This window comes from Paraburkholderia sp. JPY465 (assembly GCF_050436725.1).
Lineage (GTDB): Bacteria > Pseudomonadota > Gammaproteobacteria > Burkholderiales > Burkholderiaceae > Paraburkholderia > Paraburkholderia youngii.
In genome coordinates, this window is record NZ_JBNDMT010000002.1 from 1369051 (window position 1) to 1387788 (window position 18738).

The 18738-nt window shown below is 64.4% G+C and carries 20 protein-coding genes; 8 read left to right on the forward strand and 12 right to left on the reverse strand.

The genetic code is table 11. The features are described from left to right. Positions 1 to 2 precede the first annotated feature (2 nt). From QFZ94_RS08365 to QFZ94_RS08380, 4 genes are all read left to right on the forward strand, one after another. On the forward strand, positions 3 to 3077 hold the full coding sequence (locus QFZ94_RS08365) for an efflux RND transporter permease subunit (protein WP_429456182.1): 3075 nt from the start codon (positions 3 to 5) through the stop codon (positions 3075 to 3077). 99 nt (positions 3078 to 3176) lie between these two features. Continuing rightward, positions 3177 to 4145 (forward strand): quinone oxidoreductase family protein, encoded by a 969-nt coding sequence (locus tag QFZ94_RS08370; RefSeq protein ID WP_429456184.1) that lies wholly within the window; start codon positions 3177 to 3179, stop codon positions 4143 to 4145. 150 nt (positions 4146 to 4295) lie between these two features. Further along, positions 4296 to 4883: a DUF4337 domain-containing protein gene (locus QFZ94_RS08375; RefSeq protein WP_410850103.1), complete on the forward strand. Its 588-nt coding sequence runs from the start codon at positions 4296 to 4298 to the stop codon at positions 4881 to 4883. Between the two features lie 55 nt (positions 4884 to 4938). Then, the gene (locus QFZ94_RS08380) at positions 4939 to 5556 is read left to right on the forward strand and encodes a LysE family translocator (RefSeq protein WP_429456187.1); all 618 of its coding nucleotides are present in this window, start codon (positions 4939 to 4941) and stop codon (positions 5554 to 5556) included. A gap of 24 nt (positions 5557 to 5580) precedes the next feature. Here the strand turns inward: QFZ94_RS08380 and QFZ94_RS08385 are convergent, their stop codons facing one another. The 4 genes from QFZ94_RS08385 to QFZ94_RS08400 all read right to left on the reverse strand — a co-directional run bounded on the left by QFZ94_RS08385 (position 5581) and on the right by QFZ94_RS08400 (position 8614). Beyond that, on the reverse strand, positions 5581 to 6855 hold the full coding sequence (locus tag QFZ94_RS08385; RefSeq protein WP_368583513.1) for an RNA polymerase sigma factor: 1275 nt from the start codon (positions 6853 to 6855) through the stop codon (positions 5581 to 5583). Between the two features lie 16 nt (positions 6856 to 6871). After that, on the reverse strand, positions 6872 to 7285 hold the full coding sequence (locus QFZ94_RS08390) for a YciI family protein (protein ID WP_018438308.1): 414 nt from the start codon (positions 7283 to 7285) through the stop codon (positions 6872 to 6874). Between the two features lie 180 nt (positions 7286 to 7465). Beyond that, positions 7466 to 7819, reverse strand: a complete 354-nt coding sequence (locus tag QFZ94_RS08395; RefSeq protein WP_410850099.1) for a YciI family protein — start codon at positions 7817 to 7819, stop codon at positions 7466 to 7468. A 321-nt stretch (positions 7820 to 8140) separates the two neighbouring features. Then, entirely contained in the window at positions 8141 to 8614 is a 474-nt protein-coding gene (locus QFZ94_RS08400) for a hypothetical protein (RefSeq protein WP_429456189.1), read from the reverse strand. Between the two features lie 235 nt (positions 8615 to 8849). Here QFZ94_RS08400 and QFZ94_RS08405 point away from each other — a divergent pair, with 235 nt between their 5' ends. Then, positions 8850 to 9323: a hypothetical protein gene (locus QFZ94_RS08405; RefSeq protein WP_429456191.1), complete on the forward strand. Its 474-nt coding sequence runs from the start codon at positions 8850 to 8852 to the stop codon at positions 9321 to 9323. On the opposite strand, the gene QFZ94_RS08410 is transcribed toward QFZ94_RS08405, so the two are convergent. Beyond that, positions 9310 to 9582 (reverse strand): DUF1488 domain-containing protein, encoded by a 273-nt coding sequence (locus QFZ94_RS08410; RefSeq protein ID WP_368583374.1) that lies wholly within the window; start codon positions 9580 to 9582, stop codon positions 9310 to 9312. The genes QFZ94_RS08405 and QFZ94_RS08410 overlap by 14 nt on opposite strands. 346 nt (positions 9583 to 9928) lie before the next feature. Here QFZ94_RS08410 and QFZ94_RS08415 point away from each other — a divergent pair, with 346 nt between their 5' ends. Next, positions 9929 to 10414: an N-acetyltransferase family protein gene (locus tag QFZ94_RS08415; protein WP_429457740.1), complete on the forward strand. Its 486-nt coding sequence runs from the start codon at positions 9929 to 9931 to the stop codon at positions 10412 to 10414. Positions 10415 to 10462: 48 nt separating this feature from the next. Next, positions 10463 to 10813, forward strand: coding sequence for a DOPA 4,5-dioxygenase family protein (locus QFZ94_RS08420; protein ID WP_368583515.1), 351 nt, complete (start codon positions 10463 to 10465; stop codon positions 10811 to 10813). Positions 10814 to 10843: 30 nt separating this feature from the next. Here QFZ94_RS08420 and QFZ94_RS08425 read toward each other — a convergent pair whose 3' ends face one another. From QFZ94_RS08425 to QFZ94_RS08445, 5 genes are all read right to left on the reverse strand, one after another. Continuing rightward, complete coding sequence (locus tag QFZ94_RS08425; protein WP_410848669.1) at positions 10844 to 11158, reverse strand: high-potential iron-sulfur protein; 315 nt, start codon at positions 11156 to 11158, stop codon at positions 10844 to 10846. Positions 11159 to 11194: 36 nt separating this feature from the next. Continuing rightward, positions 11195 to 11884: a nitroreductase gene (locus QFZ94_RS08430; protein WP_429456194.1), complete on the reverse strand. Its 690-nt coding sequence runs from the start codon at positions 11882 to 11884 to the stop codon at positions 11195 to 11197. A gap of 108 nt (positions 11885 to 11992) precedes the next feature. Further along, complete coding sequence (locus QFZ94_RS08435) at positions 11993 to 12715, reverse strand: PepSY-associated TM helix domain-containing protein (RefSeq protein ID WP_429456196.1); 723 nt, start codon at positions 12713 to 12715, stop codon at positions 11993 to 11995. Beyond that, positions 12712 to 13395: a Fe2+-dependent dioxygenase gene (locus QFZ94_RS08440; protein WP_410848672.1), complete on the reverse strand. Its 684-nt coding sequence runs from the start codon at positions 13393 to 13395 to the stop codon at positions 12712 to 12714. Before QFZ94_RS08440 ends, QFZ94_RS08435 begins: the two co-directional genes overlap by 4 nt. A gap of 79 nt (positions 13396 to 13474) precedes the next feature. Further along, positions 13475 to 15694 carry a TonB-dependent receptor gene (locus tag QFZ94_RS08445; protein ID WP_429456198.1) on the reverse strand — a complete coding sequence of 740 codons (2220 nt, stop codon included), beginning with the start codon at positions 15692 to 15694 and terminating at the stop codon, positions 13475 to 13477. 480 nt (positions 15695 to 16174) lie between these two features. Between QFZ94_RS08445 and QFZ94_RS08450 the strand changes: the two genes are divergently transcribed. Further along, positions 16175 to 17170, forward strand: a complete 996-nt coding sequence (locus tag QFZ94_RS08450; RefSeq protein ID WP_429456200.1) for an aldo/keto reductase — start codon at positions 16175 to 16177, stop codon at positions 17168 to 17170. Between the two features lie 46 nt (positions 17171 to 17216). Here QFZ94_RS08450 and QFZ94_RS08455 read toward each other — a convergent pair whose 3' ends face one another. Beyond that, complete coding sequence (locus QFZ94_RS08455) at positions 17217 to 17783, reverse strand: YbhB/YbcL family Raf kinase inhibitor-like protein (RefSeq protein WP_429456202.1); 567 nt, start codon at positions 17781 to 17783, stop codon at positions 17217 to 17219. Positions 17784 to 17874: 91 nt separating this feature from the next. Beyond that, positions 17875 to 18699 carry an ROK family protein gene (locus tag QFZ94_RS08460; RefSeq protein WP_429456204.1) on the reverse strand — a complete coding sequence of 275 codons (825 nt, stop codon included), beginning with the start codon at positions 18697 to 18699 and terminating at the stop codon, positions 17875 to 17877. Positions 18700 to 18738: the final 39 nt, after the last annotated feature.

An 18738-nucleotide genomic window follows, 5' to 3' on the forward strand; every position in this document is an offset into this window, starting at 1 on the left:
TCATGTTCACGGACATCTTCATCCGCCGGCCGGTACTCGCTTCGGTCGTGAGCCTGCTGATCCTCGTGCTCGGGCTGCGCGCGCTCGCGGTGCTGAAGGTCAGCCAGTATCCGCAGACCGAGAACGCGGTCGTCACGATCACGACGGCCTACTATGGCGCGAACCCGGACACCATCGCCGGCTTCATCACGCAGCCGCTCGAAGCGGCGATCGCGCAGGCGCAGGGTATCGACTACATGTCGTCGACGAGCATCACGGGCGTGTCGACGATCGTCGCGACGCTGCGTTTGAACTACGACGCGAACCGCGCGCTGACCGAGATCAACACGCAGATCGGCTCGGTGCGCAACCAGTTGCCGCCGCAGGCGCAGCAGCCCGTACTGACGGTGCAGACCGGGCAGACCACCGACGCGATGTACATGGGCTTCTACAGCAGCGTGCTGCCGAGCAACAACGTCACCGACTACCTGTTGCGCGTGGTCAAGCCGAAGCTCGATTCGATCCAGGGCGTGCAGACCGCCGAAGTGCTCGGCGGGCGGCAGTTCGCGATGCGCGCGTGGCTCGATTCGGCGCGGCTCGCAGCGCACGGCGTGAGCGCGAGCGACGTGTTCACCGCGCTCGGCAACAACAACTATCTCGCGACGCTCGGCACGACGAAGGGGCAGATGGTCAGCGTCGACCTCGAAGCGGGCACGGACCTGCATACCGTCGACGATTTCAAGCAACTCGTCGTCAAGCAGAAGAACGGCTCGATCGTGCGTCTCGAGGATGTCGCGAACGTCGTGCTCGGCGCCGACAGCTACGACTTCAACGTCGCGTTCAGCGGCAAGCGCTCGGTGTTCATCGGTATCAAGGTCGCGCCGGACGCGAACATTCTCGATGTGGCCAAGCGCGTGAAGACCGTGTTCCCCGATCTGCAGAGGCAGTTCCCGACCGGCATGACGGGCGACATCGTGTATGACGCGACCGACTTCGTGAACACCGCGATCAGGGAAGTGATCAAGACGCTCGTCGAAGCGCTCGTGATCGTCACGATCGTGATCTTCCTGTTTCTCGGCAGCTTCCGCGCGGTGATCGTGCCGTTGATCGCGATGCCGCTGTCGCTGATCGGCACGTTCTTCGTGATGCAGGCGCTCGGCTATTCGATCAATCTGCTGACGCTGCTCGCGCTGGTGCTCGCGATCGGGCTCGTCGTCGACGACGCGATCATCGTCGTCGAGAACGTCGACCGGCATATGAAGCACGAAGGCAAGACGCCGTTCGACGCCGCGCTGATCGCCGCGCGCGAACTCGGCGGCCCGATCGTCGCGATGACCGTCGTGCTGATCGCCGTATATGCGCCGATAGGCTTCCAGGGCGGGCTGACGGGGGCGCTCTTCACTGAGTTCGCGTTCACGCTCGCGGGTGCGGTGACGGTATCGGGCGTGATCGCCCTCACGTTGTCACCGATGATGTGTTCGCGCTTCTTTCGCGCGGAGCAGGAGTCCGGGCGTTTCGCGCGTTTCGTCGACCGTCAGTTCGAGCGCGTGCATCGCGGCTACGGCCGCCTGTTGCACGCGACGCTCGATACCTGGCCCGTATTCGTGATCATGGGCGCGCTGCTGCTGTGCGGCACCGTGTATCTGTTCATGACCTCGAAGTCGGAACTCGCGCCGCAGGAAGATCAGGGCGTGGTTCTGTCGCAGATCATCGGGCCGCCGAACGCGACGATCCAGCAGATGCAGACCTACGCGGACCAGGTGTTCGACGCCTCGAAGTCGCTGCCCGAGTACTCGCAGATGTTCCAGCTGACGGGTTCACCGACCATCAACCAGGGCATCGGCGGGGTGCTGTTCAAGACCTGGGATCAGCGCGGCAAGAATGCGACCGAGCTGCAACAGGAGTTGCAGCAGAAGTGGAATCAGATCGCGGGCGCACGCGTCGCGGCGTTCCAGTTTCCGCCGTTGCCGGGCTCGCAGGGCTTGCCGGTGCAGTTCGTGATCAGCACGACCGAGCCGTTCCAAAACCTCAACGAGGTGTCGCAAGCGGTGCTCGAAAAAGCGCGCGAGAGCGGGATGTTCTTCTTCGTCGATACCGATCTGAAAATCGACAAGCCGGAAGCGGTGCTCGTCGTCGATCGCGATAAGGTGGCCTCGCTCGGGCTGTCGCAAAGCGACGTCGGACAGGCGCTCGGTTCGGCGCTGGGTGGCGGCTACGTGAACTACTTCTCGATCGCGGGGCGTTCGTACAAGGTGATTCCGCAGGTGCTGCAGATCGATCGGCTCAATCCGTCGCAGGTGCTCGACTACTATCTGCGCACGCCGGACGGCAGCGTGATTCCGGCGTCGACGGTCGCGCATATCAAGCACAGCGTCGTGCCCGAATCGATCAATCACTTCCAGCAGCTGAACTCGGCGACGATCTCCGGCGTGACCGTGCCGGGCGTGTCGCAAGGCCAGGTGCTCGATTTTCTGCGCCAGGCGACCGCGCAGGTCGCGCCGGCCGGCTATTCGGCCGATTACTCGGGAGCGTCGCGCCAGTTCGTGCAGGAGTCGGGCGGCTTCGTCATTACGCTGCTGCTTGCAACGATCATCGTGTTCCTCGCGCTCGCTGCGCAATTCGAGAGCTTCCGCGATCCGATCGTGATCCTGATCTCGGTACCGATGGCGCTGTTCGGCGCGCTGATCTTCATCAACATCGGCCTGACGACGCTGAACATCTACACGCAGGTCGGCCTCGTCACGCTGATGGGGCTCGTCAGCAAGCACGGCATTCTGATCGTGCAGTTCGCCAACGAATTGCAGCGCGCGGGCCGCGGCAAGCGCGAAGCGGTCGAGGAAGCCGCCGGCGTGCGGCTGCGTCCGATCCTGATGACGACCGCCGCGATGGTGCTCGGCGTGGTGCCGCTCGTGATCGCGTCGGGCGCGGGCGCGGCGGGCCGCAACGCGATGGGGCTCGTGATTTTCACGGGCATGTCGATCGGCACGCTGTTCACGCTGTTCGTGGTGCCGGCGATGTATATGTTTCTGGCCGCCGATCATCAGCGGCATGCTCAGGCGAAGGCCGGCGAGGCGGGTCAGGCGGGTCAAGGGGGTTAGCGACTGGTGGTTCGCGTACCCGGTGCGCGTTCATCACCTAGACTACGGTGCATTCGCTGCGCAACGCGGCGCAAGACCAACCAATCGGAGCCACGCACGATGAAAGCGATTCAGTTCAAATCTTTTGGCAGCCCCGAAGTGCTCGAATACGTCGATCTGCCGACGCCGCAAGCCGACGCGGAGCATGCGGTCGTGCGGGTGATGGCGGCCTCGGTCAATCCGAGCGACGTGAAGAACGTGGCCGGCCGTTTCGACCATACGGTGCTGCCGCGCATACCGGGGCGCGACTTCAGCGGCGTGGTCGTGGATGGCCCGGCCGCGTGGCGCGATGCCGAGGTGTGGGGCACCGGCGGCGACATCGGCTTCACGCGCGACGGCACGCACGCCGAGTACCTCAGCATTCCGGTCGCCGCGCTGTCGCGCAAGCCCGTCGCGTTGAGCCACGTCGAGGCGGCGGCGATCGGCGTGAACTTCGTGGTCGCATGGCTCGGCACCGTCGAATACGCAAGCTTGCAGGCCGGCGAGACCGTCGCGGTGCTTGGCGCGGGCGGCGGTGTCGGCGGCGCGGTCGCGCAGATCGCGAAGGCACGCGGCGCGCGCGTGATCGCCGTCGATCGCCGGCCGCTCGATCCGGCCACGCCTGCGGGTCGCCTGATCGACGCCTACGTGCCGTTCGACGAACACGCAGCCGAACGTGTGCGCGAGTTGACCGGCGGCGCGGGCGCGGAGGTCGTCTACGACACGGTCGGCGGTGTCGCGTTCGAGACCGCGCTGAGTCTCGCGAAACGGCGCGGCCGCGTGCTCGAAATCAGCGCGACTGGCAAGCGTCGGGTCGAGTTCGATCTGATCGATTTCTATCACAACGAGACGCAATTGCTCGGCGTCGACAGCGCCAAGCTCGGCGTCGCGCAATCGGCGCCGCTGATGACGGCGCTGGTCGAGGGCTTCGACAGCGGCAAGCTGAGCGGCCCGGCGATAGCACAGGAATTTCCGCTCGCCCGTGCGCGCGAAGCCTACGACGCGGTCGCCGCCGGTACGCGCGGTCGCGTCGTGATCCGCATGCAATAACTGGCCTCCGACACGGGTCTCCGCAACCGGCTGGCGGCGACGCTGCATTGAAGCCGCGGCCTCAGGCCGCCCGCAACACGCTAAGATTGAGGCCGCCGGGCGCCCGCGCCGCCCGGCGAGAACGATAAAAGCATTGCCTCGGAGAATCTGATGTCTGATGAATATGAAGTGCACGGTCCGCACGACCACGCCGTCGAACACGCCGGCCACGCCGGGCATCACGACGCCGATCCGTTCGCGAGCCGGATGGCCGTGATGACCGCGATCCTCGCGACGATCGGCGCGCTGTGCGCGTACCAGAGCGGCAACGCCGAAAACCTCGCGCTGTTCTTCAAGAACGAAGCCGCGATCAAGAAGACCGAAGCGTCGAACCAGTGGAGCTATTACCAGGCGAAGGGCGAGAAGGAAAACCTCGCCGAACTCGGCGCGGCGCTGTCGGCGCCCAATAGCGACGCGCACGCGAAATTCGTCGCCGACGTCGAGAAATACAAGAAGCAGAAGGAGCCGATCCGCGCGAACGCCGAAGCGATCGAAAAACAGGTCGTCGCCGCCGACACGCGCAGCGAAACGCTGCTGCATGGCCATCATCGCTGGGCTCAGGCGACGCTGCTGATTCAGGTCGCGATTGCGCTGTGCGCGATCACGCTGCTCACGCGCAAGAACTGGCTTCGTAATGTGTCGTACCTCGTCGCGGGAGCGGGCGTCCTGACCGCGGGCGCGGCGTTTTTCGGGCTGTGAGCGAGATGCATCGGTTGCCTTCTTCGAGCCAGTGCTTTTCAACAGGGAGTGTGTCGTGATCGATGGGGCCGCCGTGGTCGGCGTGTTTTCCGTGTATATCGCGGGCGTGGTGAGTCCGGGCCCGAACTTCGTCGCGGTCGCGCACAAGGCCGCTTCGGCGACGCGCATCGAAGCGCTCGCGATGGTCGCCGGCATCGTGCTCGTCAATCTGTTCTGGGCAAGCTGCGCGATTCTCGGCGTCGGCATCGTGTTCGCCGCGTTCCCGTGGCTCGCCCTCGTGGTCAGGATCTTGGGCGCCTGTTATCTGCTGTGGTTCGGCGGGCGGCTGATCTTCAACGCGTCAGCGGCAAGGCAGGCGGTGCTCGTCAAGGCACCGGCGGGCGGCTTCAGGCAGGCGTTCGCGCAGGGTTTCGCGACCAACATCGCGAATCCGAAGTCGATGGCGTTCTTTGCCGCGGTGTTTTCGTCGGCCGCGCCCGCGCATGTGAGCACCGGCACGTTTGCCGCGATGCTCGGCATGGTGTTCGTCGTCGCGAGCAGTTGGTATGGGTTCGTCGCGCTGGCGTTGTCGCACGCGCGGATCGCGTCGGCGTATCGGCGCGGCAAGAGATGGGTCGATCGCGTGTGCGGCGGGTTGATCGTTGCGTTGGGGGTACGGCAGCTGATTCGTTGAGGCGGCACTCAGAGGTGCCGAAACTCAATGCGCAAGCCCGCGCGCACGCTCCAGCAACAGCTCGCGCTCGCGCGTGTTGCGCGTCATCGCCGCGGCGCGCTCGAACTCCGCGCGCGCTTCGTCGATGCGTCCGAGCTTGACCAGCAGATCGCCGCGCACACTCGGCAACCAGTGATAATTCGCGAGCGCTGGACCAGCGGCGAGCGCATCGACGATTTCGAGTCCGGCCGCCGGCCCGAACGCCATCCCCACCGCGACCGCGCGATTCAACTCCACGACCGGCGACGGCGCGACCTGCGCCAACGCATCGTAGAGCGCGACGATCTGCGCCCAGTCGGTGTCCTCGGCGCGGCGCGCCCGCGCATGACAGGCGGCGAGCGCCGCCTGCAACGCATAGGGCCCGCTTGCGCCGCCAAGCGCGTGTGCGCTGTCCAACGCCGCGAGGCCGCGGCGAATCAGCAGCGGGTCCCAGCGGCTGCGATCCTGATCGAGCAGCAGCACCGGCCGCCCGTGCGCATCGGTGCGCGCATGGGTGCGCGACGCCTGGATCTCCATCAGCGCAACCAGACCGTAGACCTCGCTTTCGTCGGGCACGAGTCCGCTCAACACGCGCCCGAGCCGCAGCGCCTCCTCGCATAGCGCCGGGCGCATCCAGTCGTCGCCGGCGGTGGCCGAATACCCTTCGTTGAAAATGAGGTAGATCACCTGCAGCACCGACGCGAGCCGCGCCGCGCGCGCGTCCGCCTGAGGCACCTCGAACGGCACGCGCGCCGCCGACAGCGTGCGCTTCGCGCGCACGATCCGCTGCGCAATGGTCGGCTCCGGCACGAGATACGCGCGCGCGATTTCGTCGGTGGTGAGGCCGCCGAGCAGGCGCAGCGTCAGCGCGACGCGCGCATCGGTCGACAGCACCGGATGGCACGCGGTGAAGATGAGCCGCAGCAGATCGTCGCCGATGTCGTCGGCGCGCGCGGCATCGAGCGCATCGACGAAATCGGGCACCACGTGCGCTTCGATCGCGTCGAGATCGTGGCCGAGCTCCTCGCGCTTGCGCGCATGCAGCGCTTCCTGGCGCAGGCGATCGAGCGCGCGGTTTTTCGCGGCCGTCATCAGCCAGGCTCCGGGGTTGTCGGGCACGCCCGCGTCCGGCCAATGCTCGAGCGCGGCCACCAGCGCGTCCTGCGCGAGTTCCTCGGCGAGCCCCACGTCGCGCACGATCCGCGCGACGTGAGCGATGACCTTCGCGGATTCGATCCGCCAGACAGCGTCGATCGCACGATGGGTGGCCTGTATCGTCACGGCTTCAGCCTTCACCTCAGCGGTGATCTTCTTCGAGCTTGCGAAAGCGCTCGACTTCCGGCCCCGGCTCGAAGTCGTCGAGTTCGAAAAGCTGCCGCACTTCGATTTCGCCATCGGCGTGTTCACCGAACGGCGCGGGGAAACGCCGCGCCCATTCCATCGCCTCGTCGCGCGAGCGCACCTGGATCAACGTGTAGCCAGCAATCAGCTCCTTGGTCTCCGCGAACGGCCCATCTACGACGCTCCGTTTGCCGCCGCTATAGCGCACGCGCCAGCCTTTCGAGCTCGGCTGCAGGCCGGTTGCGTCGAGCAGCACGCCGGCCTTCGCGAGTTCTTCGTGGTAGGCGCCCATCGCGGCGATCAGCGACGGTTCGGGCATCTCGCCGGCTTCACTCGCGGCCGTGGCTTTTACGATGATCATGAATCGCATGTCGTTGCTCCTTGTTTTTTGTGGTTCGTCGTGAGTGGATTCGCGTGAATCGCTTGAAGGGGCCACGCTGGCTAGCCCCTTACTCACACGACGCGCAACGTACGGTCCGATCGACACCTGCGGCGGTCCCGGCATGCCAGGGAAAACACCAAAAGCGGACGACGTGAGAGCCACGCGTGGCTAGATGAAGCACGGCCCGAGCTTGCGCACTTCGACCGTGCACCACGCCGCCGCCGGACAGGTTTGCGCGATCGCCACGGCCTCTTCACGGCTGCCGCAGTTCAGCAGAAAGAAGCCGCCGATCATCTCCTTCGCCTCGGCGAACGGCCCGTCGACGAGCTTCGACTGGCCATTGCGGACCTGCACGCGCACGGCGTCCTTTTGCGAAGTCAGCGATTCGACCGCGAGCAGCTTGCCGCGCGCTTTCAGGTTCTGGGAGAACCGCACCATCTGGTCATAGAGGTCGCGACCGGCGGCTTCGCCGCGCTCCTCGCGTTGGTCCGTGGGTTCGACGATCAGCAGCATGTAGGACATGGTGTCTCCGACAGGGCTCGGTTGCATGCGCGGTTCGGCATCGCGACGACGTCAGCGACGCCTGGCCTCGGCGGCATAGCGGGTAGGCCGGCAGGTAGATAGGTGGCAATCAGGCGCAGCCAGTCTAGCAAGCGGGAATCTCAGCGGCAAACGCGCCCGACGGGATTTCTACGGACACTCGTAACGAGCCACGCGGCGCGCGGCAGCCGGCCGTGCGCGAAACGTCGATGCCGCTTTCAAGGATTCTGCGGAATCGATTTACGTCCGCGCTGAATGTGAAAAACGCCCCGATGTGGGGGCGTTGTGCTTGTTGCGGGCCGTTCAAACTGGCGCTTCCGCCAGCGCTCTCAGCCGCGCGGAGCGCATCAGACCTTCGATCATTTTCGCTTCCGCGCTCGCCAGCTCGGTCAGTGACGCGGCCGACAACTGTCCGTCGAAAATCGCGAGCGCCGCGCACAGACTTGCATAGTCGTCGTCTTCGAGCGACCAGCGGCCGGTCTCGCGCTCGCGCACATCGAGCCGCACCATCGCCGCATGCGCGCTTTCGATGTCCGCGCGCGCGTCGGCGCCCAGTCCGGCGCGCGTCAGTTCCTGCGACACCAGCAGATGCCGGCTCAGCGTTGTGTGCAGCGTGCGTGCGCCGTGGCCGCGGCGGAATGCATCGAGCGCGGCGTAGGACTGCAACAGCATGGTCTGCGTGACCGGCGCGTGTGCGGTGCGGCTCTGCGTCAGGGAACGCAACAACGGGGACATGGCCGTGCGGCCGGGCTTGCGAACTCGCGATTTGCTGGACATCGATTCAACCTCCTTCTTTCGGCAGCGCGCCCGGACTTCGGCACGCGACGGCGGCAAACGCCGCGCTCAAACGTCCGACGCATTTCGCGCCCGACAGTTCACGCTCTGCGACGCGCCGGTTCTTCGAACGTTTCGAAGAACGCACTGTCCCCATATCGGTTCGAAGCGGCCGGAAACAAGAAGCGATGTTGCGACGAAAAAAAGCCCTGTTCCGCGAAGAAACAGGGCCGACAGGATGGAACAGTCCAGCAGGCGCGTGGAGTGCCTGCAAACCTATAACCACCTAACCTGCAAAGCTATTGCCTACGTGTACTGCAACGGCAATTTCTACCGCTCGACAGCAAGTTTCAAACTGTCGATTCAATCCACTTCCAAATACCACTGCATGCGGGCCGGTCCTCGTTATTTCCTACCACTGGCCGCTACCCCTTCGCGCGCGTTCTCGATGCATTGCGCGCTTTGTATTGCGTCAACTGCGAACTGCGAACTGCGAACTGCAGACTACTTCATCAACGGTACGGTTCAAATCCGACACGAGGGGAAATCGCATCGATGGAGTTCGGTGATTTGTCGCTCCATGGAAAAGAGTGTAGGCGCGCACCCGCGAATGCAATTGCGCGAAGCGAGGGGCTTTGGCGGCTTAATTTGGCGAATCGATGTAACAGCGGAGTTTCCGGCCCGCCGCGCCATGCACGTCAACCGCGTGTAGAGAAATCGTCGATCGTCAGCAAGACCTTCTCACCGGGACGCGCGAGCATTTTTCGTTCAGCGATCGCGGTAATGCGTTGGCGCCCGTCCGCGAACGTCTTCAGAATGCGCGCCTCACCGGCGCCGCGTTGCAGCCAGAAGTGCTGTTCGAGCGCCTCGCATGTGACCGCGCATTCAAGGTCTCGTCCCCGTGACGAAAGCTGGAAAATCACCGCTCGTCCATCTGCCGAGACGCTGGGTACCGCCTCGATCATCGTCATAGCCCACCTCGCAACGTTGATTACGACGTTCGCCGTATGACGCGAACGTCCCCGGGAAAATCATCTGACGCTCACCGCATCGGGAGGCCCCGTTTTGTCTGTTCGTACGTTGGTGCAGATAGCGCGTCCGCGATGAAGGCAGACAGCAAAGCAAAGCTCATGCCATCCAACGCCGATAGCGACACAGGCCCTCGCGTCACCGGCAACGATGACCCGCATCGCAAAGTGGGAAGACCGCAACCTGGCCGTGGTAAAAAAGCGCAGCGGACGCGACAATCGACGACAATTCTTACTCGCGCCTCGCACGATCATCGCGTGCGCGATTGCGAGCCACTACCTTGCCGACATGTCCGCCCCACTGCCCGACCAACGATCCGGGTTGACCTTGCGCCCCGCGCAACCCGACGACGAACCCTTCCTGCTCGAACTGCGCAAGGCGACGATGACCGAACACCTGGCGCGCGCCGGCGAGCCGACCGACGAAGACGCCCATCGCGCGCGCCTGCGGCATCGCTACGACGCCGCGCAGGTGATCTGCATCGACGGCGCGCCCGCGGGCCTGTTGAAGGCGCATCGCAACGACGACGAATGGTTCGTCGCGCAGTTGCAGATCGCGCCGGCGCTACAAGGCCGCGGTATCGGCGAGCAGGTGCTGCGCACGATCCTGCGCGCCGCCGCGGCCGAAGCGCTGCCGGTCAGCTTGCAGGTGCTCAAGGGCAATCCCGCCAAACGGCTGTACGATCGTCTTGGCTTCGAGATCGTCGGCGAGGATCAGATACAGTTTCACATGCGCGTTGCAGCGCGCGCGCCGGCGGAAAACGAAGCAGAATGAATGTCGGATAAAGACTGATACGGAACGAGCCTGGCAATGAACTCTGATATGACCTTTCGCGATGCTTCAGCCATACAAAGCTGGCACGCGCACATCTATTTCGACGCGGCGAGCCGCGACGCCGCCTGGGCGTTTCGCGAGCAGATCGATGCGCATTGGGGCGACAAACTGCAGATCGGGCGCTTCCACGAACGGCCGGTCGGCCCGCATCCGATGTGGTCGTATCAGCTCGCGTTCGCGCACCAGCAGTTCGCCGACGTGGTCAGCTGGCTCACGCTCAATCACGGCTCGCTCGATGTCTTTCTGCATCCGAATACCGGCGACGCGTTGCGCGATCATCGCGACGCCGCCGTGTGGATCGGGCACTCGCACGAACTCGTGCTAAAGGCGCTGCTGTAGCAGCCGCGGACGATGCGCCGGCGTGCGTGCTCACATATTCGTGTACGCGCTGCACCAGCCGCGCGACGCGACCTGTTTGGCGCCGAACAGCGTGCAGCCGCCGTACTCATCCGACGCCTTGCCCTGGAACAGCGAGCAGTTCGCGCACGATTGCCCGGCCGCGAAGTTCGGGAACCTGGCCTTGTCGACCTTCGACGCATCTTCGGTATAGCCGACCTTCTGCGCCTGCGGATCGCTCTCGCTCAGCGCATTGGGAACGGTCGCGGCGAACGCGACGCGAGACAGCGCGAGCGACGAGCCGACGCCCGCGCTGACCAACAGGAAATGGCGGCGCGATGTTTTCATTTTCGTTTGCCTCTGGGTGGGGACTGAGGTCTGCGATCAATCGAGAAAACGCGTGAAGCGCTCGACCGGCTCGCGCTCGGGGCGCAGCGTATTGACTAGCGCATTGGGGTCGGCGAGTCCGAGCGACATGCCGCACACGAACTGCTCGTTCTCGGGCAGGCCGAGATGTTCGGCAATCAGCCGATGAAACCGCATGAACGCGGCCTGCGGACAGGTGTCGAGGCCGCGTCCGCGCGCGGCGGTCATGATCGCCTGCAGGAACATGCCGTAGTCGAGCCAGCTGCCGCGCTCGAGGCTGCGATCGATCGTGAACAGCAGGCCGACGGGTGCGTCGAAGAAACGGAAGTTGCGCGAGTGCTGTTCGTGCATGCGCGCCTTGTCGCCCTTCTCGATGCCGAGCAGGCCGTACATATCCCAGCCGATCTTGCGGCGCCGGTCGACGTACGGCGACTGCCATTGGCGCGGGTAGTACGCGTACTCCTCCTGGTACAGCTCGTCGCGCTGCGGATGGTCGTAGGCCGCGAGCAGATCGCGCGACAGACGCGCGAGCGATTCGCCCGTCAGCACGTACACCTTCCAGGGCTGCGTGTTGGTGCCCGACGGCGCGTAGCTGGCGGCTTCGAGAATGGCTTCGATGTCGGCGCGCTGCACCGGTGTCGGCAGAAAGGCGCGCACCGCGCGTCGCGTGGTCAGCGCGGTGTCGACGGGGTTCGCGGGAGAGGTCATCGGCGGACGGCGGCAAAGCCAGCGAAGTAGGTCTGCGACGATTCTAGCGCGTACCGCTCCGAGCCTGCCCGCCAGCGCGCGGGCTTCGTCCGGACGTTGCGCTGCGCCTTACATCGTCCCCAACGCCACCGCCGCCGCAATCGAACCCGCCACGAGCACGAGCCCCACCGTCTTGCGCCTGTTCAACTCGGTCCACAACAGCACGCCCGTCAGCGACAGCAGGATCAGACTGCCCGCGAGCGTATCGATCAGCAGCACCCAGCCGACGCTCAAGCCCACGCCTTTGTGCATGTTCGTCAGCATCGCGAGAAAGGTATTCGCGCTGCGCTTGACCGTCACGGTGTTATTGCCGACCCAGTATTCGGCCGAGGTATTTTCTTTCGGCGACGCGAAATTCAGCTGCCAGTGCTCGGGCTGCACGACGCTGCGATCGCCCCACGCCACCGGATGCTCGGGTTCTTTCTGCACACGCCCCGGATTGCCGGCGATCTTCAGCTCCTGCTTGAGCCACTTCGCGAGTTCGCGCGGCGTTTCCGGTGCCGGTTGCGGCAGCGGCACCTGCATCACCGACACCTGCGGCTCGCCGGTCGACACGCGCAGCGGACCGCCGCGATGGTTCAGGAAAAAGCCCGTCGTGCCGAACAGCAGACCGAGCGCCGCGCCCCACAGTCCGACCCAGCCATGCACCTGGCGCAGCCACTTGATGAAAGTCGCGCGGCGCGAGCGCCGCTGGCGCGCTCTCAGTTCATCGCCGTCGAGCCGGCGCAGTTCGTGCGCGCCATGTTGGCCGGCCGCCGGCGGTTCAACGTCGAGGGTGTCGGATTCGCTCACGTTTCGCTCCAGGTACGCAGCAGATTGTGATAACAACCGACGAGGCTGCGTCGCGCAGCGTCGTCGGCATGGGTGGCGTTGAGCCGTTGAATCGCGGTGTCCATGTCGAACAGCAGCGCGCGATGCGTGTCGCTGCGCACGAGGCTTTGCACCCAGAAGAAGCTCGCCACGCGTGCGCCGCGCGTGACGGGCGTCACCTGATGCAGACTCGTCGCCGGATAAACGATCATGTCGCCGGCCGGCAGCTTTACCTGCTGCACGCCGTAGGTGTCTTCGATCACGAGTTCGCCGCCGTCGTATTCGTCGGGTGCGCTAAGAAACAGCGTCACCGACACGTCGGTGCGCAGCTTCACGCCGTTCGGCAGCACGCGCACCGCGCCGTCGACGTGGCTGCCGAACTGCATGCCGCCCTCGTAGCGGTTGAACAGAGGCGGATACACCTGGTTCGGCAGCACCGCGCTGATGAACAGCGGATTGCGCTCGATCGCCGCGACAATCACGTCGCCGAGTTCGCGCGCGATCGCTGAGTGCTCGGCGATCTGCTGATTGCGCTTGACCGGCGCGCCCTGATAGCCCGCGGTCGCGCGGCCATCCACCCACGCGTCGCCGGCTCGATCGAGCCGCTCGCGCACGAAGCGCAATTGTTCGGCGTCCAGTACCTTCGGAATGTGCAGCAGCATAGTGTGTCCTTCGAGTCGGCTTGCCGTTTGCAAAGCGGCAAGCCCAACGGATGAGCTCAGCGTGTCGCCAACGCTCCCTTCAGAAGCGGTAATCGAACGTCGCGAGCAGCGTGCGGCCGATGCCCGGCACGGAACGTCCGCCGTCCGACGGAATCAACGCGTCGTAGTAGTACTTGTTGGTCAGGTTCAGCAGGTTCAGGCGCACGTCGTACTTCTTCGCGTGATAGGCCGCGGTCGCGTCCCAACGCGTGTAGCCCGGCACCTTCACGAAGTTCGTATTCGATGCATAACGCGACGACATATAGATCGGGCCGCCGCCGATTTCCCAGTGCGGCGTGATCGCGTACGTGGTCCAGAACGTCAGCGTGTTGCGCGGCGTGTTGGCCGGCGTGTGACCCTGCGTGCCGTCGGCCGCTTTCAGGATCTTCGCGTCCATGTACGTGTAGCCGCCGAAAATCTGCCATTTGTCGGTGATGTGTCCGGTCACGCTGGCCTGGAAGCCATCGACGCGAATGTCGCCGGCCAACTCGTATTCGGTCGGCGAGACCTGGGTGCGCGCGTTGTCCTTCTCTTCGCGGAACAATGCCGAGGTCAGCGAGATGTTGCCGCCGAACAGATCCCACTTGCCGCCGACTTCATACGACTTCGTCGATTCAGGCGAGAGGTTCTGCGTGAGATTCGTGACCGTCAGGTTTTCGAGCGACGGGTTGAACGACGTCCCGTACGACACGTAGTACGACTGCCAGTCGGTCGGCTGATAGATGACGCCCGTGCGCACGCTCGTGAAGTAGTTGGTCTGGCTCGCGAAAGCTGGCGCGTTGACGGTGTTGTGAATCTCGGCCGAGAAGCGATCCCAGCGCACACCGCCGATCAGCTTCCAGTGCGGCGTCAGCGTGATCGTGTCGTTCAGGTAGGCGGCGATTTCGTTCGCGCTCGAATCGGCGTAGTTGCCGACCGTCGTCGTCACGTTCGACGGCGTGCCGATGATCGGCGGATTGAGCATCGGCACGATCGGCAGGTTGTTGCGCGTGTACGCCTGGTTCGTATAGCTGTCGTGGCCCACTTCGACACCGGCGATCACGTCGTGCTTGATCGGCCCGGTGTCGAATTTGTATTCGACCATCGTGTCGTTGTAGATCGCGTGATTCTGGATCACGCGGTCATGACTCTGCAGCTTGATGAACAGGGCCGACGGCGGCAGCGTCGTGAAGTTGCCGTTGTTCAGCGCAGTGCTCGACGACAGCGGCCCGGTCAGCACCGCTTGCGGCGCGGTTTCGCGCGCGTCGGTCATCGAATGCGATATCTGTGTCTGGTTCGTCAGCGTCAGGTCGTCGGAGAACTTGTGCTTGATGGCCCCGGTGAAGATCTGCACGTTCTGGATCGTGCGGTCGCTGGTCAAACCGTAGAACGTGTTTTTCGGCACCGGCGACGGGCGGCCGTTCAGCGCCTGGATGCCGTAGTCGGGCATGTCGTTGTTGCGCTGGATCAGCGCCGACAGCGTGATCTCGGTCGGTGTGCCGATACCGAAGCGCAGCTCCGGCGCGACGCCGAAGTCCTTGTTCTTCATCACGTCGCGCGTCGAGCCGAAGCTCTGGCCGAACGCGTTCAGGCGGATCGCCGAGGTGTCGGTGAGCTTGTGGTTCACGTCGACGGTGGAGCGGTAGCGGTCGTTGGTGCCGATCATGCCGGAGACTTCCGCCGAGTCCGTCAGGTTCGCCTTCTTGCTGACCTGGTTGATCACGCCGCCTGTCGAGCCGCGGCCGAACAGCATCGACGACGGACCATATAGCACTTCGAGCGCTTCGAGGTCGAACGTGTCGCGGTAGTACTGGTTGCGGTCGCGGAAGCCGTCCAGATAGATGTCGTTCTGCGCGGTGAAGCCGCGCAGGTTGATGTTGTTGCCGATCTGGCCGCCCTCGGCCGCGCCGATCGTCACGCCGGGTGCGTTGCGCAGCGCGTCCGTAAACGACGTCGCGCCCTGCGAAGCGAGCAGGCTGCGATTGATCACGGTGACGGTCTGCGGAATGTCGCGCAGCGCGGTCGGGGTCTTCGCGCCGACGGTCGCGCGCTCGGCCTGAAAGTCCTGCTGGACGGCCTGAGCCTGCACGCCGATGGTCGGCAACGTCGGCGCGTCCGTAGCGGGTGCGTTGTTCTGTGCGTTGCTTTGTACGTTCTGCGGCGCGCTGGAGGCGGCCGGTTGCGACGCGCTTTGCGGTGCGCTTTGCGCGAGCGCAGGCGTCGCATAAGGAACGGCAAAAGCGAGCGCTAGCGCTGTCGCCAGCGGCGTGTGATTGAGCATGGAAATCCCGTCAGAAATGCGCTTTGTCGAATTCGCATCCATGACGTCGAATTCATGACAAAAACGCAAATGGCTGGCTGCCGCTCTCCGTTGTGTGAGGGGAGATGACGGGGATCGCTGGCTAGGTTTAAATGAGAATCGCTATCATTTCATACACAGAGGAAGGCATCAAACGCGGCGTGCATTACTTCGCGGAAAGGATTTGTTTCTATTTTTTTCTATCGAAAGCTATCTGTAAAAACATGAAGGGTGGTCGACCGGCTTTATTACTACTTGTAATTTTTTGCTTGCAAAAGGCTTATCAGTGGCGCACTCAAGAGTCCATTTATCATTACGCGATTTCTTTCATTTAAATAATGTCGCATCGCGGCGGTCGCGCGCATCGAATCGCGAGTCCGTTTATCCTTTTTACAACACCGCATATAACATTAAGGCCCCACCCTTCCGGCAAACGCTTTCGTCCCCTCTGGAGTCGACTTCATGCAATATCGCCAATTCGGCCGCACCGGCCTGACCGTTTCGCGCCTGTGTCTCGGCACCATGACTTTCGGTCTGCAAACCGAAGAAGCCGCATCGCACCGCATCCTCGATACGGCCGCGGATGCGGGCGTCAATTTCATCGATACCGCGAACGTCTACCCGCTCGGCGCGGGCGAAGACCTGGCCGGACGCACCGAAGAAATCGTCGGACGCTGGCTGAAGGGCAAGCGCGAGCGCTTCATCGTCGCGACCAAGGCGGTCGGCAAGATGGGGCCCGCCGCGTGGGATCAGGGCGCGTCGCGCAAACACCTGCTCGATGCGATCGATGCGTCCTTGCAGCGCCTCGGCACTGACTACGTCGACCTGTACCAGCTCCATTCCGACGACGCGAAAACCCCGCTCGACGAGACGCTCGAAGCACTCGATACGATCGTGCGCTCGGGCAAGGCGCGCTATATCGGCGTGTCGAATTTTCTTGCGTATCGGCTCGCGCGAGCTTTGGGACGCGCGGACGTGCTGCGCGTCGCGCGCTTCGTGTCGGTCCAGCCGCGCTACAACCTGCTGTTTCGTCAGATCGAGCGTGAGCTGCTGCCGCTGGCCGCCGAGGAGCAGCTAGCCGTGATGCCCTATAACCCGCTTGCGGGCGGACTGCTGACGGGCAAGCATCGGCTCGATGCGACGCCCGCCGAAGGGCGCTTCACCGAAAGCGTCGGCAAGGCTGGCGCGATGTATCAAGAGCGCTATTGGCACGAGCGCGAGTTCGACACGATCGAAAGACTGAAGGCGATCGCTGCGCCGACCGGCGAGTCGTTGGCGAAGATATCGCTTGCGTGGGTACTCGCGAATCCGCTGATTACGTCGGCGATCATTGGTGCGAGTCGCGCGGAGCAGTTGAGCGATACGCTCGCGGCGGCCGAGTTGACGCTCGACGACGCCATCAAGACTCAGCTCGATGAAGCGAGCGTGCAGTATCGCTGGGGAGATGCGGCGCGCTAAGCGCCCTTCGGCAGATCACGCGCGGTAGGTGTTTGCCCGCGCGACTTCATCGTCCATAGCGCAGCACGGTGCTCGTCGCGGCGAGCACGTGATCCTTGATCGCGGCGAGGAACGCGTCGCGCGTCAAGCCGGCCGGCAATGCGTCGGGCGGCAGATCGAGCGCATAGACCTGCGCGACGTAGTGGTGCGGCACATCGCCGACTGGCGGACACGGCCCGTAATAGCCGGGGCCGCCGGTGCGATTCGTGCCGGCGACGCTGCCCGCCGGCGCGGCTTCGCCCTCGGCGAGTCCGGTCGTACCCGGTGCGATGCCATACACGATCCAGTGCACGATGCCGAGGCCTTTCGCGCCGTCGGGATCGAAGATCGTCACCGCGAAGCTCTTTGCGCCGGCCGGCGCGTTATGCCATTGCAATGCGGGCGACACGTTGCCGCCGCCGCAGTTGTTCGCGCTCGCCGCGTGACTCACGTTGAGCGTGCCGCCGTCCGCCAGTCCTGGTGACGACACTGCGAAGGCCGGTGCCGCGTAGGCATGCGCGCTCGTGCAAGCGAGCAGCGCGCACGCGACAGCGGAGAGGAGGCGCCGCGCGATGTCCCGTTGAATGCGAGTCATGGAGAGTCTCTGGGTTTGGGAAGGTTACTGAGGGCCTTGGAAGGAGCGTGGCAGCGCTGAGAAGCCCATCAAGCAGCAACCGCCCACCCCCTCACTTCGGCTTGAACCGCCCCGTCTTCTCCGTGGCCTCCGGAAACTGCCGCGTCTCGCGCACCGACAGCGGATGCCACAACTTCGCACCGCCCTCTATCCCCGCGTCGTTCGATACGGTCGCCACGTTCGCCGGCAGCTTGAACTTGATGCGCGCTGCGTTACCGCCGCCGATCCACAGCTTGTCGTAATTGACCAGTGACTCGAGAATGCCGACCACCTTCTCGACACGCCGGTTCCAACGCTTGTTGCCGACCTGCTCGCGCGCGGCCTCGCCGATGTATTCGTCGTACGCGACACCCTTCTTGCTGACCGGATGATGCGCGAGCTCCAGATGCGGCATCAGCTCGCCATCGCGAAACATCGCGGTGCCGGCGCCGGTGCCGAGCGTCAGCACGAATTCGAGGCCGTGGCCTTCGATCGCCGCGAAGCCCTGCATCTCGGCGTCGTTGATCATCCGCACCGGCAGACCGCCCAGGCGCCGCGCGAGCGAATCCGCGAGCGCGATGTCGTGCCATCCTTCGATGCCGAAGTGCGGCGCGGTCAGAATGCGGTTATCGCGCACGACACCCGGAAAGCCGATCGAGATACAAACAGGCTGCACCTGCTCGATGAGCGGAGCCACGAGCTGCACGAGCGCGTCAACCAGTTGATCCGGCGTGCACGGATGCGGCGTCGCAACGCGCACACGCTCGGTTTTCATCTGCCCGTTGGCGTCGATGATCGCGGCCTTAAGGCCGGTGCCGCCGACGTCGATCGCGAGGATGTGCTCGCTGCCGCTCTTCGGCGCGTTTCGTTTCACTGCGTTCCTGTTGCGTGTCGCCACGATGTCTCCAGGTTGTGGTGAGGCGGTTGTGATGCGTTT